We start from the raw sequence: 14,250 nt of genomic DNA, 5'->3' as shown, positions 1-14,250 counted from the left end.
TTAACCCTTCACTCCGGTGAGCGTGACGCCCTCGACGAACGCCTTCTGGGCGAAGAAGAACACGAGGATCACGGGGGCCATGACCAGGACGGTCGCGGCCATGGTGAGATTCCAGTCGGTGTGGTGCATGCCCTTGAACGACTCCAGGCCGTAGGACAGGGTCCAGGCGCCCGGGTTCTCCGAGGCGTAGATCTGGGGTCCGAAGTAGTCGTTCCAGGCGTAGAAGAACTGGAAGAGGGCGACGGCGGCGATGCCCGGCTTCGCCATCGGGATCACCACCCGCAGCAGGGTGCGCAGGTCCCCGCAGCCGTCCACCTTCGCCGCGTCCAGGTACTCGTTCGGGATCGTCATCAGGAACTGGCGCAGCAGGAAGATGGAGAACGCGTCGCCGAACGCCATCGGCACGATCAGCGGCCACAGGGTGCCGGACAGGCCCAGCTGCTTCGCCCAGAACAGGTACATCGGGATGATGATCACCTGCGGTGGCAGCATCATCATCGAGATCACCAGCATGAGCGAGAGATCGCGGCCCCGGAACCGGAACTTGGCGAGTGCGTACGCCACCGGGAGCGAGGAGACGACGGTCAGGACGGTGCCCAGGCCGGCGTAGAAGAGCGTGTTGCGCCACCAGGTCAGGAAGCCGGGGGTGTCGAAGACCTTGCGGTAGTTGCCCCACTCCCAGGTGTGCGGGATCAGGTCCCGGCTGAGTGCCTGGCTGTCGCTCATCAGCGAGGTCAGGAAGACGAACACGAAGGGGAGGGTGAAGAAGAGGGCGGCGGCGATGCCGAGCGAGTGGACCGCCACCCAGTTCAGCAGCGCCTTGCGGCGGGCGGTGCGTTCGGCCGACGTCATCGGCTGGTCGGTCACGTCCACCGGCCGGTCCAGTACCTGGGCCATGTTCAGTCACCTGCCTGGATGAGACCGCCCCGGCGCCGCATCAGGAACGCGGTGAACACCATGGACAGGACGAAGAGGACGAGGGCGACGACACACGCGGAGCCGTAGTCGAAGCGCTGGAAACCGAGGTTGTAGACGAGCTGGGGCAGGGTGAGCGTCGACTTCTCCGGATAACCGGGCTCGAACTGGGTGCCCGCTCCCTGGATGACCCCCGAGGCGACCTTCCCGGCGATGAGCGGCTGCGTGTAGTACTGCATCGTCTGGATGACACCCGTGACGACCGCGAACATCACGATCGGCGAGATGTTCGGCAGCGTCACGTACCGGAAGCGCTGCCACGCCGACGCGCCGTCCAGCTCCGCCGCCTCGTACTGCTCCGCCGGTACGTCGAGCAGCGCGGCCATGAAGATGACCATCAGGTCGCCGATGCCCCACAGGGCCAGCAGGGTCAGCGCCGGCTTGGACCAGGTGGGGTCGTTGAACCAGCCCGGGGCCGGGATCCCGGCCTTCTCCAGGATGGAGTTGACCGGTCCCGTACCGGGGTTGAGGAGGAAGGCGAAGGCCATGGTGGCCGCGACCGGCGGGGCCAGGTAGGGCAGGTAGAAGAGGGTGCGGAAGACTCCCGTAGCCGTCTTGATCTTCGTGATGAGCATGCCGATGCCGAGGCCGAAGACGACCCGGAGCGAGACCATCACGACCACGAGCCACAGGGTGTTGCGCATCGCGGGCCAGAAGTAGGGATAGTGCTCGAAGACGTACGTCCAGTTCTTCGTGCCGTTCCACGTCGCCGGTTTGAAACCGTCGTAGTGCATGAACGAGAAGTAGACCGTCGAGATCAGCGGATACGCGAAGAAGACCGCGAAGCCGATCAGCCAGGGCGACATGAAGGCGAGATTGCGCAGCGCCGCCTTGCGGCGCTTGGAGGCCAGGGTGATGGTGCTCATCGCTACTTCGCCTGCGCGATGTCCGTGTCGATCTGCGCGGCGGCCTGCTTCAGGCCCGCCTTCAGGTCGGTGACCTTGCCGCTCTCGTAGTCGTAGCCGAGCTGCTGGACGGTCGTCAGGTACACACCGCCGTTGACGGAGGCGGGCGCCGTCGTGGAGTCGGGGTTCGCGGCTATGTCCAGGAACGTCTTGAACCGCGGGTCGTACTTCAGCTTCGGCGACTTCAGGGCGGCCAGCGTGGACGGCACGTTGTGGATGGCGTTGGAGAAGTTCACCACCGCGTCCGTGTCGGTGCTGATGTACTTCACGAACTCCCAGGCCGCGTTCTGCTTCTTGCTGGTGGCGGCGATGCCGGCGATGGTGCCGGTGATGTAGCCCTTGCCGTACTGGGCGGCCTGGTCGTCGGGGACCGGCATCGGGGCGACGCCTATGTCGAAGTTCGGCTTGGCGTCCAGGGCCATGCCAAGGCGCCACTCACCGTCGAGCTGCATGGCGACCTGGCCGGTCTGGAAGGGGTGCTTGGGGCCCCACTCGTCGCCGAGCGTGGCGCGGAACGTCTCCAGCTTCTTGTAGCCGCCGAGCGCGTCGACGAGTTGCTTCTGGAGCGTGAAGGACTTCTCGAAGGCCGGGTCCTTGGCGAGGTTCGACTTGCCCTGGCTGTCGAAGTACGTCGGCGAGAACTGTCCGAGGTAGTGCTCGGTCGTGGTCTCCCAGCCGTGGTAGTCCGGCATGAAACCGAGCTGCTTGAAGCTGTCGCCCCTGGCGATCGTCAGCTTCTTGGCGTCGGACCGGAATTCGGACCAGGTCTTCGGCGGGCTGGTGATGCCGGCCTTCTGGAACGCCGTCTTGTTGTAGTAGAGCCCGTAGGCGTCCCCGAGCAACGGCACCGAGCAGCGGTTGCCCTCGAACTGGGTGTACTCGTTCATCGCCTTCGGGAACGTCGTCTCCGGGTCGATGTCCGACTTCTTGAAGAAGGGGTTGAGGTCGACCAGCGCGCCCGAGTCGCAGAACTTGCCCACGCTGTTGGTGGTGAAGGACGAGATGACGTCCGGGGCCTTGTCGCCGCCGGTGCGCAGCGCCTGGTTCATCTTGTCGTCGGTCATGTTGCCGACGACGTTGACGTGGATGTTGGGGTGCGCCTTCTCGAAGCCGGAGATCAGCGCCTGGACGGCCTTGACCTCGCTCGGCGCGCTCCAGGCGTGCCAGAAGTTGATGGTGGTGTCGGCCGAGGCGTCGTCGGTGGCGCCGGAGGATGACTGGCCGGTACAGGCGGTGAGCAGGGCGAGCGAACTGGTCAGGGCGGTGAGGGCAAACGCCGTCTTTCGGGCAGTGAAGGACATGGGCATGGCAAGGTCTCCCAGGGGCGGGCGGTGAGGGAAGGGGCCGGTGCGGGGGGTTGGCGGGGCGGTGCGGGCCGACGGGGTCTGGTGCGGGTCAGCGCGAGGTGTCGAAGACCTCGTCACGGGTGGTCGCGAGCGCGCTCTCCAGCGCGCCGCGCAGCACGGGGTGTTCCTGGACCTCGCCGACGACGAGCCGCGGCCGGGCGGCCGCCAGCTCCTCCAGCTCGGCCTGGACCAGGGCCCGCAGCACTTCGCCCCCGGCGGTCAGGACCGTGCCGCTGAGGACGACGAGTTCGGGGTCGAGGACGGAGACGAGGGAGGCGAGACCGGTGGCGACCCGGGTCGCGTAGGTCCGCAGGAGTTCGTGGTGCGGCCCGCTGCCGTGATCGGCGGCGCGGGCGACGAGCGCGGCGGCCGCCTCGGAGTGCGACCCGGCCGGCAGCCCGGCGATGCCGAGCTCGTCGGCCAGCCTGGGCAGCGACTGCGCTCCGGCGAGTTCCTGGTAACCGCCGCTGTTGGCCTTGGTGACCTGGCGGACCAGTGGGGCGCCCGGCACCGGAAGGAAGCCGACCTCGCCGGCGCCGCCGGTCCAGCCGCGGTGCAGTCGGCCGCCGAGCACCAGGGCGGCGCCGAGGCCCTCCTCGTTCCACAGCAGCACGAAGTCGCCGTGGCCGCGGGCCGCGCCGAGCCGCTGTTCGGCGATGGCGGCGAGGTTGACGTCGTTCTCGTACTCGACGGGCATCGGCAGCGCGGCGGCGAGGTCGTCGAGCAGTGCGGGGGAGTGCCAGCCGGGCAGGTGCGAGGCGTAGCGCAGCCGGCCGGTGTTGGGGTCGAAGGCGCCCGGTGTGCCGATGACCAGCCGGTGGACGTCGTCCCGGGCCAGCCCGGCCGCCTTGACCGCGCCGTCGAGCGCGTCGGTGACCTGCCGTACGACCGACTGGGCCGACCGCCGTCCCGGGGTAGGGAGTTCGTACTCGCCGACGGTGCGGCCGGTGATGTCGGCGACGGCGGCGCGGATCCGGGCCGGGTTGACGTCGAGCCCCGCAGCGTGGGCGGCGCCCGGATTCACCGAGTACAGCTGGGCGTTGGGGCCCGGCCGGCCCTCGCTCGTGCCGGTCGCGAGCACCAGTCCGGCCGCCTCCAGGCGGGCCAGCAGCTGCGAGGCCGTCGGCTTGGAGAGGCCGGTGAGCTTGCCGATCCGGGTCCGCGACAGCGGGCCGTGCTCCAGCAGCAGGTCCAGTGCGGCGCGGTCGTTCATGGCGCGGAGTACGCGCGGGGTGCCCGGCGTGCCTGCGGTTCCTGCCATGCGGTTCGACACCTGCCTTTCCAGCCGCTCAGTTTCCCAGTGACCCGGGTGATCGGTCCACCCGGGTGACGCTCTGGGATCACGCGCGGGGGTCACCCGCCCGGGACCCCCGGGACCGTTCGCCCTTGATCACTGTTAGGAAAGTTTCCTGTTGGCTGGAAAACGTAGGCCGCCGGAAGGGGAGCGTCAATAGCCCTACTGCGCGGCAACCCACTCGTTACCTGCGCTCGGACGCGCGAAGGGCCCGTCCGGAAGGCCGGACGGGCCCTTGTGGCGAGGCGCTCGCGGGTGCTACTTGACCTTGATGAAGTCGCCCGTGGCCGTCGCCGCCGCGGCGCCCCTGGCAGTCCTTGTACGCGGCCGCGTCCCTGTGGTTCGCCGTCGGCGGCACGACGGCCGTCCCCTCGGTGAACTCGGGTCGAATCGGCGCCACCGACGCCTCCTCGATCGCGATCAGCGAATCGGTGGGGTCCTGTTCCGTCACGACCGTCTCCATGATCGGTTCGGCGCTCGTCCCCCGTTCTCCTCACGCTGCTGCCAGGCTGAGCCCGCGCCGGGCGCCCCGGCGGAACGATGGGGCACCCCGTACGCCGTGAGACGCCGGAATGCCCCATCGTGCACTCGAACGAGTGTGCTGGACCGTTCCGCTACTTCCCGGCCGTCGCCCCTCGCTGCACGGCGATCGGAGCCGTCGCCGCCACCTGCGGCGAGTCCGAGTTGGAGAAGGCCGACGGTGCCGCCACGGCCGCCGCCGGGTCCACCGGCTCCTCCTCGGTGAGCGCGACCGGCGCCCCGCCGACGATCCTGATGTCCGCCTCGTCGAAGGCCCGCTTGATCCGCCAGCGCAGCTCGCGCTCGACCGTCAGGGCCTTGCCCGGCATGGTCTTGGCGGAGAGCCTGACCACCATCGAGTCGAGGAGGACGGAGTCCAGGCCGAGGATCTGGATCGGGCCCCAGAGCAGCTCGTTCCAGGGCTCCTCCTTGGCCATCTTCTCGGCGACCTCGTCCAGGGTGGCCCGGACCCGGTCCAGGTCCTCGGTGGTCCGGACGGTGACGTCCACACCGGCCGTGGCCCAGCCCTGCGAGAGGTTGCCGATCCGCTTGATCTCGCCGTTGCGCACGTACCAGATCTCGCCGTTGTCGCCGCGCAGCTTGGTCACCCGCAGGCCGACCTCGACCACCTCGCCGGAGGCGATCCCCGCGTCGATCGAGTCGCCGACGCCGTACTGGTCCTCCAGGATCATGAACACGCCGGACAGGAAGTCCGTGACCAGGTTGCGGGCGCCGAAACCGATCGCCACACCGGCGACACCGGCGGAGGCCAGCAGCGGGGCCAGGTCGATCTGGAAACTGCTCAGCACCATCAGCGCGGCCGTGCCGAGGATCAGGAAACTCGCCACCGACCGCAGCACGGACCCGATCGCCTGCGAGCGCTGCCGCCGCCGCTCGGCGTTGACCAGCAGCCCGCCGAGCGTGGTGCCCTCCGCCGACTCGACCGTCCGGTTCATCCGGTCGATGAACTTGGTGATCGCCCGTAGGACGACCTTTCTCAGCACCACCGCTATCACCAGGACCAGCAGCACCTTGAGCCCGATCGCCAGCCACGTCGACCAGTTCTGCTCGACCCAGCTCGCGGCGTTCGTGGCGCTCTCCTGGGCGTCCTGGAGTGCGGGCACCGCCGGTGTCTGCGACCCCGAGGGGGTCGGAGACGGCGACGGACCGGCGGCCAGCAGGGCGGCGGGCAAGGACACGGCGGGTACCTCCAGGCGGTGCGGTACTGCCCTCCGGTACGGCGTTCAAGGTCACGTACGGCGTTCAAGGTCACGAAAAGGTCACCGGACGGGCAGGATCACCACACTAACGGGGCATCGCGTGTGCGCCCGACGGATACGAGAAGGAGAGACCGTGCTCACTCCGGCTCGCCCCGGCTCACTCCGCGGGCCTCCCGGTTGAGCAGGCTCGCTTGAAATGGGGGGTGTCCGGGGGATGAATGCGGTGTGGTCGAAAACACTCCCAGGCCGTTACGCGGACATGGTGGCGCGTCCACCAGGCAAGAGGGGAGACTGGCCACAGATCGTCCCGGCGCGAGCCACGCGCCGCCGACGCCCAAGGAGGCCCCCGTGCCGCATGTCCTGGTCCTCAACGCGTCGTACGAGCCGCTCGGCGTCGTACCGCTCCGCCGCGCGCTCGTCCTCGTCCTGGAGAACAAGGCAGTCGCCTTGGAGGAATCCGGCGCCTTCATGCACAGCGCAACCGTCACAGTCTCCGCACCCAGCGTGGTCCGGCTCAAGCGATTCGTCCGGGTTCCCTACCGAGGACCCGTTCCGCTCACCCGAAGGGCGCTCTTCGCGCGCGACGGGGGCCGGTGCATGTACTGCGGTGGCGTCGCAACCAGCGTCGACCACGTCATCCCGCGCAGTCGCGGGGGTCAGCACGTCTGGGACAACGTGGTGGCGTCGTGCCGCCGCTGCAACCACGTCAAGGCCGACCGCCATCTCTTCGAGATCGGCTGGCGGCTGCGGCACAAACCAGCCCCACCCACCGGCCTGGCCTGGCGCATCATCGGGACCGGCCATAGGGACCCGCGCTGGCTGCCCTACTTGCAGCCGTACGGCGCGGACGACGCCCTGGCCCGGATCGACGGCATCTCCGCCTGACGATCCGGGCCTTCGCACACCCCGTGGCTGCCCGCCTCAGCCACGGGGCCCTTCGGCACGCGCACCCCGTACGACATACAGCGCGCCGCCCACCGCGAACGCCCCCAGCGCCGCCGCCCAGGCGCCCGGTTGCGCGCCCGGTTGCACGGGCCACGCCCAGACGGCCACCGCACGTCCACGCGCCCCCGCCGAGCCCAGGTACACGGCACTGACGTAACCGAAGGCGGGCAGCCAGCTCAGCCGGGCGCCGATCAGCACCGCCGCCGCGGCCGTCACTCCCGTACAGCCCAGCGTGTTGCGGATCACGGCCGGCGGTCCGAAGGCCTCGGGATGCCCCAGCACCGCCAGCGGCAGCAGCACGGCCGCCATTGCGACGAGCCCGGCCAGCTGAGCCAGCCGGAGCGGCCACCACGGCCGTACCGCCGTCCGGTCCAGTTCGTCCGAGGGCGAGTACAGGCTCGCCCCGATCACCGCGGCCGCCAGCAGCGGGGCCAGCGCGACCACCGGCACCCGGCGGTCCGGGTCCACATAGGCGTCCAGGCGGGCCGCCGCCCAGACGGCGAAGGCGGCCGTGCCGACGAGTGCGGCCAGGGCGGCCGGGAGCGTGCGCGCGCGGGCGTGGAGCAGGGGACCGGCGATCGTCGTCACAGCGCGGGCACCCCGCTCGGGTCGCAGTTCGCCCGGCCCGCGAAGTACGCCGACAGCCAGGCCCGGCGCTCCCGCGCACCCATCGCCGCCAGGCGGGCCCGGGCGGCGAGGCGCGCGGCCCTCTCGGCACGGGGGGCCAGGTCGTCGAGGTGCCGCCGGGCGGGAAGCGGTGCCAGGTAGTCGACGACCGCGTCGTCGGCCAGCACGATCCGCCGGTCGGTCAGCTCGTCCGGGCAGTCACCGCGCACTTGGAGCGCCCCCACCGCCTCCCACGCGAACTCCGCCGGATCGGTCAGCCGCCCCCGCGCGAACGACCAGCCGAGCGGCGTCAGCGACGGCAGGCCGGCCTCGCCGGCGCGCGGCCCGCCGTACCGGTCCACCCAGCGCACCGGCAGGTTCCGCACGCCCGCCAGCCGGCCGGTGACGCCCGACAGGGCCTCGGTGAGCTGCGGGAGCGCACCCGCGTACCGGGCGTCCACGCAGACCGCCGGGGTGACGGACGTGTCGCACACCTGCCGCAGGGCCAGCGGGTCGGTGCGCCACAGTCCGTCCCCGGTCCGTATGAGCAGCACGGCCGCGGCCGTCGCCGCGGCCAGCGGCAGCAGGGCCGTCCACCGGCGCCGGGCCGCGTACGCCAGTACGGCCGCCCCGGCCAGCCCGCCCGCCCACACCGCCGCCGTCACCGGCTGCCACCACACCGGCACCGACGTCTCCACGACCGCGAACGCCGGGTCGAGATACCGCCCGGACCCGGAGCCGGTCGCCGCCGGCACCCCCAGTCCCAGATAGCCCGCCACGGCCAGCAGCGGAGCCGTGAGCCGCCAGGGCACCACACGCCCGGCCACCTGGCCGGCCGGTACCGCGGCGCCCGTCACGAACGCGTCGAAGGGCAGCCGGGCGAGACGCGGTCCGTCACCCAGGGCACCCTGCGCGTACGGCCAGGTCGCGAGCAGCGCCAGCCCCGCCGCGGCCAGGTACCCGGCAGCCACCCAGAGCGCCATCGGCAGCACCGACACCAGGAACCGGGCCAGCGGTGGCCGTACGGCCGTGTCCCACAGCTCCCGGGTACGGCGCCGCCGCTCCCGTCCGCCCTGCCAGCAGCCCGCGGCCGCGGCCGCCGGGACCGTGATCAGCACGGCATCGTGCAGTTCGGTGGCCGTCTCCGCCCAGCCGCCCTGCCACCGGCCGGCCGACGCGGCGAGCGCCACGCCCAGCGTCAGCAGCACGGTCAGCCCGGCCCAGGGGGCGAAGCCCCGGCGCGCCTCCGCGAGCAGCGGGGCCCGTACCGTCGTCACCACTCTCATCGCAGGGCCTCCCGGGCGGTGCGGTGGGCGCGCAGGGCTGTCGTGTAGCCGCGCTCGATCGGATGGTCGCCGGGGCCCTCGGACCTCTCGCCGAGGGCGGCCAGCCCTCCGGGCGTGCCCCGGTAGGCGACCCGGCCCGCGTCCAGCAGGGTGACCTCCGTGCAGGCCGCGGCCACGTCCTCCACCAAGTGGGTGGAGACGACCACGGTCGCCGAGGCGCCCAGCTCGCGCAGCAGTTCCCGGAACTCCACGCGCTGCTCGGGGTCCAGGCCGGCGGTCGGTTCGTCGAGCAGCAGGACCTCCGGTTCGTTGACGACCGCCTGCGCGATGCCGACCCGGCGGACCATGCCCCCGGAGAGCGTCCGGATCTTCGCGTCGGCCCGGCCGGCGAGTCCGACCCGGGCCACCGCCCGCTCCACGGCGGCCGGGACCACGGCGGCCGGCATCTCCTTCAGCCAGGCCACGTACGCCACGAACTCCCGCACGGTGAACCCCGGGTAGTGGCCGAACTCCTGCGGCAGATAGCCCAGCCGGGCGCGGACCTCGCCGAGGGCGCGGTGCCCGGCGGTGTCCCGGCCGAGCAGCTCCACCCGTCCCGCGGCCGGCCGGGCGACCGTGGCCAGCACCCTGATCAGCGAGGTCTTCCCGGCGCCGTTCGGGCCCAGCAGCCCGTGCACACCCGTGCCGAGCGTGAGATCGACCGAGTCCAGGGCTACGGTCCTGCGGTGCCGGACGCGCAGGCCGGTCACTCGTATGTTCAACGGTTCTCCAGGTGGTCGTAGGCGTCCCGGCGGACGGCGAGGAGCGCGGCGCACGCGACGGCGGCGGCGGCCCAGCCGGCCTGGGTGCCGTCGAAGCAGGCGGACAGCTGTCCGGCCAGCCGCGCGGTGAACGGGCCGCCGTGGGCGGCGACGGCCGGGACGAGGACGGCGGCCAGCCAGCCGCCGCCGGTCACCGCGGTCCCGGTACGGCAGCCGACGCAGGACGCGAGCACCAGGGAGCCGAGGGTCAGCGCGAGGCCCGGCAGCAGCCAGGCGGCGGCCCCGGGGGTGCCCGAGGCGGGCAGGGCGGCGCCGGTGAGCGTCAGCACGGGCAGGCTCACGGCGAGGACGGCGGCGGTACGGGTGAGCGCGAGGCGCAGTCCGCCGGCGGGGGTGGACGCGGTGATCTCGTGCAGAGGGTCGGCGTGCGGGCCGTAGGAGAGGGCGACACCGGCCACGGGGACGACCGGGGCGACGGTCAGGAGGAGGGCGCGGGTGGCTCCGTAGTCCGCGGCTCGGGCCAGCAGGAGGGCACCGACGACGACGGTGAGGAGGGCGAGGAGCCAGCTGCCCCTCAGGGCGGGGCCGAGAGACCGGAAGGCGGGGGTGAGGCGGCTGGTCCGGTGTCGGCCGGTGGGGGCTCGTCGCGCTGCCTCCCGCGCCCCTGCGGCGGGGGGCGCGGCCGTCAGCACCAAGTCCCGGAGCTCTTCGAGGACCGGTCCCGCCGCTGTCTCCCGCACCGCCGCCGACACCCGGCTCGCACAGCCGGTGCAGCTCTCCAGATGCTTCTCCAGGGACCACGCGTCCGCCTCCGGCAGGGAGCCGTCGGCGTACCGCAGGGTGAGATCCTCGGAGGCGTGCCAGGGTGTCCTCACGCCGGGCCTCCCATCGGTGAAGGGTTCAACCGGGCCAGGGCCGTGCGCAGTTCGGCCCTGGCCCGGAGTGCGCGGGACTTGACCGTGCCCTCCGGTATGCCGAGCAGCCGCGCGGTCTCCCGGGTGGACAGGCCGTCCACGACCGTCGCCCGCAGCACCTCGCGCAGTTCGGGCGAGATCCGGTCCAGGGCGGTGCCGACGTCGCCGTACTCCAGGCCCATGAGCACCCGGTCCTCCGCGGAGGGCGCGACCGCGGGGCCGGGCAGGACCTCCACCCGGGCGGCCCGTTCCTGCACCCGACGGGCGTCCACCAGCCGGCGGGCGGCGATCGTCCACAGCCAGCCGCCGGCTTCCTGCCCGCGGTGTGCGGCGGCTGACCGCCACACCGTGACGAAGGTGTCCTGGAGCACTTCCCGCACCACCTCCGGGTCGGCGCAGCGCCGGGTCAGGCGGGCGTACAGCCAGCCCGCGTGCCGGTCGTACAGGACGGCCAGCGCCGGGCCGTCGCCGGCCGCGACGGCCCGCAGCAGCGCCGCGTCCCCGTCGGCCGTTCCGTCGTTCTCCCGGTGGCCCCCCATGGGGCGGAACAGTCTCACAGCCTCTTTATCGATCACCCGGACGCGGTCGGTTCACCCGGTGTGGGGACGGGGGGCGGGGAGTGCCCTCGCCGCGACGGGGTAGGCCTGCCACGACGCGGCGTCCGCCGCCGTACCCGACGTCAGGACAAGGAGGCCACCGTGGCCGCAACGGTTCACCATCCGATCCCGGCCCAGTTCAAACCCCCGGTGGAGACCGAGCAGGAGTCCCTGCTGTGCGTGTTCAGCGCCGAGACCGTCTGCGCGGAGGCGCCGCTGACCAGCGAGCCGCCGCTGCCCGACGCCGAGCCGCTGACCAGCGAACCGCCGCTCGCCGACCTGGCCCCGCTGACCAGTGAGCCGGGGTTGTAGATGAGCGAAGCCCTGGACGGGGAATTGTGCCGGCTCGCCGAACTGCACGGCGTCGCCACCTCCTACAGCCCGTCGCCGGACCGTACGGTCGCGGCCTCGGCCGGTGCCGTGACCGCGGTGCTGGCCGCCCTGGGCGTCGACGCGAGCGGCCCGGAGGCCGTCCGCACCGCCCTGGCCGACCGGGAGCGGGACCTCGCCGAACGGCTGCTGCCGCCGACACTCGTGCACTGGGCCGGTTCCCGCGGCCCCGCCCTCGACCTGCCCGCCGGCACCCGGCTGGAGGTCCGCACGGAGGACGGCGAGACCCGGGCGGACGTGACGGCCCTGCCGGCCGGGGTGCATCTGCTGACAGCCGTCGCGCCCGACGGCCGTACCGCCCGCAGCCACCTGATCGTCGCCCCCGACCGGCTGCCCACACCCGCCGGCCGCTCGTACGGCCTCCTCGTCCAGCTGTACTCGCTCCTCTCCGACCGTTCCTGGGGCATGGGCGACCTCGGTGACCTGGCCGGACTGGCCGACTGGGCCGGACGCACGGCCGGGGCCGGGTTCGTGCAGGTCAACCCGTTGCACGCGGCCGTGCCCGGACCTCCGACCGACCCCTCCCCCTACCGTCCCTCCTCCCGCCGGTTCCCCGACCCGGTGCACCTGCGGCTGGAGTCCGTCCCCGAGTACGTCCCGGATCCCGCGCTCACGGAACGCGCGGGACGGCTGCGCGCCGCCGTCCTCGAGCAGGGCGCCCACATCGACCGGGACGCGGTCTGGGAGCTGAAGCGGCAGGCGCTGGAGGCGGTGGCCGCCGTACCGCTCACCGCCGCCCGGCAGGCCGCCTACGACGCCTTCCGCGCCGACCAGGGGCAGCCCCTGGAGGACCACGCCACCTGGTACGCGCTCGCCGAGCGGCACGGCTCCGACTGGCACCGGTGGCCCGAGGCGCTGCGCGACCCGCGCTCGCCGGAGACCGCCCGCGCCCGTGCCTCGCTGCGGGACCGGGTCGCCTTCCACTCCCGGCTCGCCTGGCTCACCGACACCCAGCTCACCGACGCCCAGCGCACCGCCCGCGCGGCCGGGATGCCGGTCGGGATCGTGCACGACCTCGCCGTCGGAGTGCACCCCGCGGGCGCGGACGCCTGGGCGCAGCGCGCCTTCTTCGCCGCCGGGATGTCCGTCGGCGCCCCGCCCGACGCGTTCAACGCCCGAGGCCAGGACTGGGGCCTGCCGCCCTGGCGCCCCGACCGCCTCGCCGCCTCCGGTCACGCTCCCTACCGCCAGCTGCTGCGCGCCCTGTTCCGCTATGCGGGCGCGCTGCGCATCGACCACGTGATGGGCCTGTTCCGGCTGTGGTGGGTGCCGGAGGGCCGGCCGCCCACGGAGGGCACGTACGTCCGCTACGACGCCGAGGCGATGCTGGCCCTGCTGGCGCTGGAGGCGACCCGGGCGGGGGCGGTGGTGATCGGGGAGGACCTGGGGACCGTGGAGCCGGGGGTGCGCGAGACGCTCCAGCTCCACGGGGTGCTCGGCACGTCGGTGCTCTGGTTCGAACGGGACTGGGACGGCGACGGCCGCCCGCTCGCCCCGGAGAGCTGGCGCGCCGACTGTCTCGCCACCGCCACCACCCACGACCTGCCGCCCACCGCCGCCCGCCTCACCGGCGAGCACGTCGGACTCCGCGACCGGCTGGGTCTGCTGACCCGTCCGGTGGCCGAGGAGCGGGCGGACGCGGCGGCCGACACGGCGGAGTGGCTGGCGCTGCTGACCCGGCTGGGCCTGCTGGCCGGCTCCGACGCCGGTGACGAGGAGGCCGAGATCCGGGCCGTGCACCGCTTCCTGCTCCGCACCCCGGCCCGCATGGTCGGCGTCTGGCTCCCCGACACGGTCGGCGACCGCCGCCCGCAGAACCTCCCCGGCACCTGGGACCAGTACCCGAACTGGCGCCTCCCGATCGCCGACGCGACGGGCCGCCCGGTGACCCTGGAGGAGCTGACGGCGTCGGCGAGGGTCCGCGCGCTCCTGGAGGTGCTGCGGCCGGAGAACCCGCCCGGCCCGGAGGACGACGGCCGCTCGGTGCCTCTGCCCAGCCCGTCCGGGGCGTGAGGGCGGCGACCGGTCCTGGGGCGTCCGCCGGCCGGCGGCGGCTCGGCGGCGGCCCCCGGGGCGGTCTCGGCCGTGCGCGGCGCCGCGTACGGGTACCCCGGCCGCGCGCCCCTCAGGCCGGCCCGCTACTTTTGGGAGCGTGGACAAGAAGAACGCCCTGCGCGCCGGCGCCCTGGCTGCCGGTACGACGCTGATGATGCTGCTCATGTCGTCCCCTGCTCTCGCGCTCACGCGTGACGACGGCGACGACCCCGGCAAGGGCCTGAGCGTCATCGAGACGCTGGGTCTCTACGTCCTGATCCCGCTCGTGCTCTTCGTGGTCATCGCGGGCCTGGTCATGGTGCTGGACAAGTCCAAGATCCGGGTCACCAGGCCGGGCACGACGAAGGCCAGGGCGAAGGCCTGACCTCCGCTTCTCCGTCGAGGGCGCCGGTCGCCTTCCGTACGTCCCCGCACGGGGCGCACGGGAGCTGACCGGCG

At 72.8% G+C, this 14,250-nt stretch carries 14 protein-coding genes; 4 read left to right on the top strand and 10 right to left on the bottom strand.

Going from position 1 to position 14,250, the window contains the following annotated elements; all coding sequences use genetic code 11:
• From ACZ4O3_RS29455 to ACZ4O3_RS29435, 5 genes are all read right to left on the bottom strand, one after another.
• The gene (locus ACZ4O3_RS29455; protein WP_467725087.1) at nucleotides 1–897 is read right to left on the bottom strand and encodes a carbohydrate ABC transporter permease; all 897 of its coding nucleotides are present in this window, start codon (nucleotides 895–897) and stop codon (nucleotides 1–3) included.
• A gap of 2 nt (nucleotides 898–899) precedes the next feature.
• Nucleotides 900–1,841 carry a carbohydrate ABC transporter permease gene (locus ACZ4O3_RS29450; protein ID WP_362727513.1) on the bottom strand — a complete coding sequence of 314 codons (942 nt, stop codon included), beginning with the start codon at nucleotides 1,839–1,841 and terminating at the stop codon, nucleotides 900–902.
• A gap of 2 nt (nucleotides 1,842–1,843) precedes the next feature.
• On the bottom strand, nucleotides 1,844–3,181 hold the full coding sequence (locus tag ACZ4O3_RS29445; RefSeq protein ID WP_467725141.1) for an ABC transporter substrate-binding protein: 1,338 nt from the start codon (nucleotides 3,179–3,181) through the stop codon (nucleotides 1,844–1,846).
• A gap of 94 nt (nucleotides 3,182–3,275) precedes the next feature.
• Entirely contained in the window at nucleotides 3,276–4,487 is a 1,212-nt protein-coding gene (locus ACZ4O3_RS29440; protein ID WP_467725085.1) for an ROK family transcriptional regulator, read from the bottom strand.
• A gap of 647 nt (nucleotides 4,488–5,134) precedes the next feature.
• Nucleotides 5,135–6,238 carry a mechanosensitive ion channel family protein gene (locus tag ACZ4O3_RS29435; RefSeq protein WP_362728687.1) on the bottom strand — a complete coding sequence of 368 codons (1,104 nt, stop codon included), beginning with the start codon at nucleotides 6,236–6,238 and terminating at the stop codon, nucleotides 5,135–5,137.
• A 369-nt stretch (nucleotides 6,239–6,607) separates the two neighbouring features.
• Between ACZ4O3_RS29435 and ACZ4O3_RS29430 the strand changes: the two genes are divergently transcribed.
• Nucleotides 6,608–7,144, top strand: a complete 537-nt coding sequence (locus tag ACZ4O3_RS29430; RefSeq protein ID WP_362728685.1) for an HNH endonuclease — start codon at nucleotides 6,608–6,610, stop codon at nucleotides 7,142–7,144.
• Nucleotides 7,145–7,180: 36 nt separating this feature from the next.
• Here the strand turns inward: ACZ4O3_RS29430 and ACZ4O3_RS29425 are convergent, their stop codons facing one another.
• From ACZ4O3_RS29425 to ACZ4O3_RS29405, 5 genes are read right to left on the bottom strand one after another with little or no spacing between them, the layout of a single operon-like run.
• Nucleotides 7,181–7,783, bottom strand: coding sequence for a hypothetical protein (locus ACZ4O3_RS29425; protein ID WP_467725139.1), 603 nt, complete (start codon nucleotides 7,781–7,783; stop codon nucleotides 7,181–7,183).
• 5 nt (nucleotides 7,784–7,788) lie between these two features.
• On the bottom strand, nucleotides 7,789–9,096 hold the full coding sequence (locus ACZ4O3_RS29420; protein ID WP_467725083.1) for a hypothetical protein: 1,308 nt from the start codon (nucleotides 9,094–9,096) through the stop codon (nucleotides 7,789–7,791).
• On the bottom strand, nucleotides 9,093–9,845 hold the full coding sequence (locus ACZ4O3_RS29415) for an ABC transporter ATP-binding protein (RefSeq protein ID WP_467725137.1): 753 nt from the start codon (nucleotides 9,843–9,845) through the stop codon (nucleotides 9,093–9,095). Before ACZ4O3_RS29415 ends, ACZ4O3_RS29420 begins: the two co-directional genes overlap by 4 nt.
• Nucleotides 9,846–9,853: 8 nt before the next feature.
• Nucleotides 9,854–10,732: a zf-HC2 domain-containing protein gene (locus ACZ4O3_RS29410; protein ID WP_467725081.1), complete on the bottom strand. Its 879-nt coding sequence runs from the start codon at nucleotides 10,730–10,732 to the stop codon at nucleotides 9,854–9,856.
• Entirely contained in the window at nucleotides 10,729–11,310 is a 582-nt protein-coding gene (locus ACZ4O3_RS29405; RefSeq protein ID WP_384999385.1) for an RNA polymerase sigma factor, read from the bottom strand. Before ACZ4O3_RS29405 ends, ACZ4O3_RS29410 begins: the two co-directional genes overlap by 4 nt.
• Before the next feature lie 159 nt (nucleotides 11,311–11,469).
• Between ACZ4O3_RS29405 and ACZ4O3_RS29400 the strand changes: the two genes are divergently transcribed.
• The 3 genes from ACZ4O3_RS29400 (at nucleotide 11,470) to ACZ4O3_RS29390 (ending at nucleotide 14,176) form a co-directional block, all read left to right on the top strand.
• Nucleotides 11,470–11,679, top strand: coding sequence for a hypothetical protein (locus tag ACZ4O3_RS29400; protein ID WP_467725079.1), 210 nt, complete (start codon nucleotides 11,470–11,472; stop codon nucleotides 11,677–11,679).
• The gene (gene malQ, locus ACZ4O3_RS29395; RefSeq protein WP_467725077.1) at nucleotides 11,680–13,770 is read left to right on the top strand and encodes a 4-alpha-glucanotransferase; all 2,091 of its coding nucleotides are present in this window, start codon (nucleotides 11,680–11,682) and stop codon (nucleotides 13,768–13,770) included.
• A gap of 139 nt (nucleotides 13,771–13,909) precedes the next feature.
• Nucleotides 13,910–14,176 (top strand): hypothetical protein, encoded by a 267-nt coding sequence (locus ACZ4O3_RS29390; protein WP_362722070.1) that lies wholly within the window; start codon nucleotides 13,910–13,912, stop codon nucleotides 14,174–14,176.
• The last annotated feature ends 74 nt before the right edge of the window (nucleotides 14,177–14,250 follow it).

The organism is Streptomyces sp. NPDC026515 (assembly GCF_055567595.1).
This window is presented reverse-complemented; position numbering and strand designations above follow the sequence as displayed.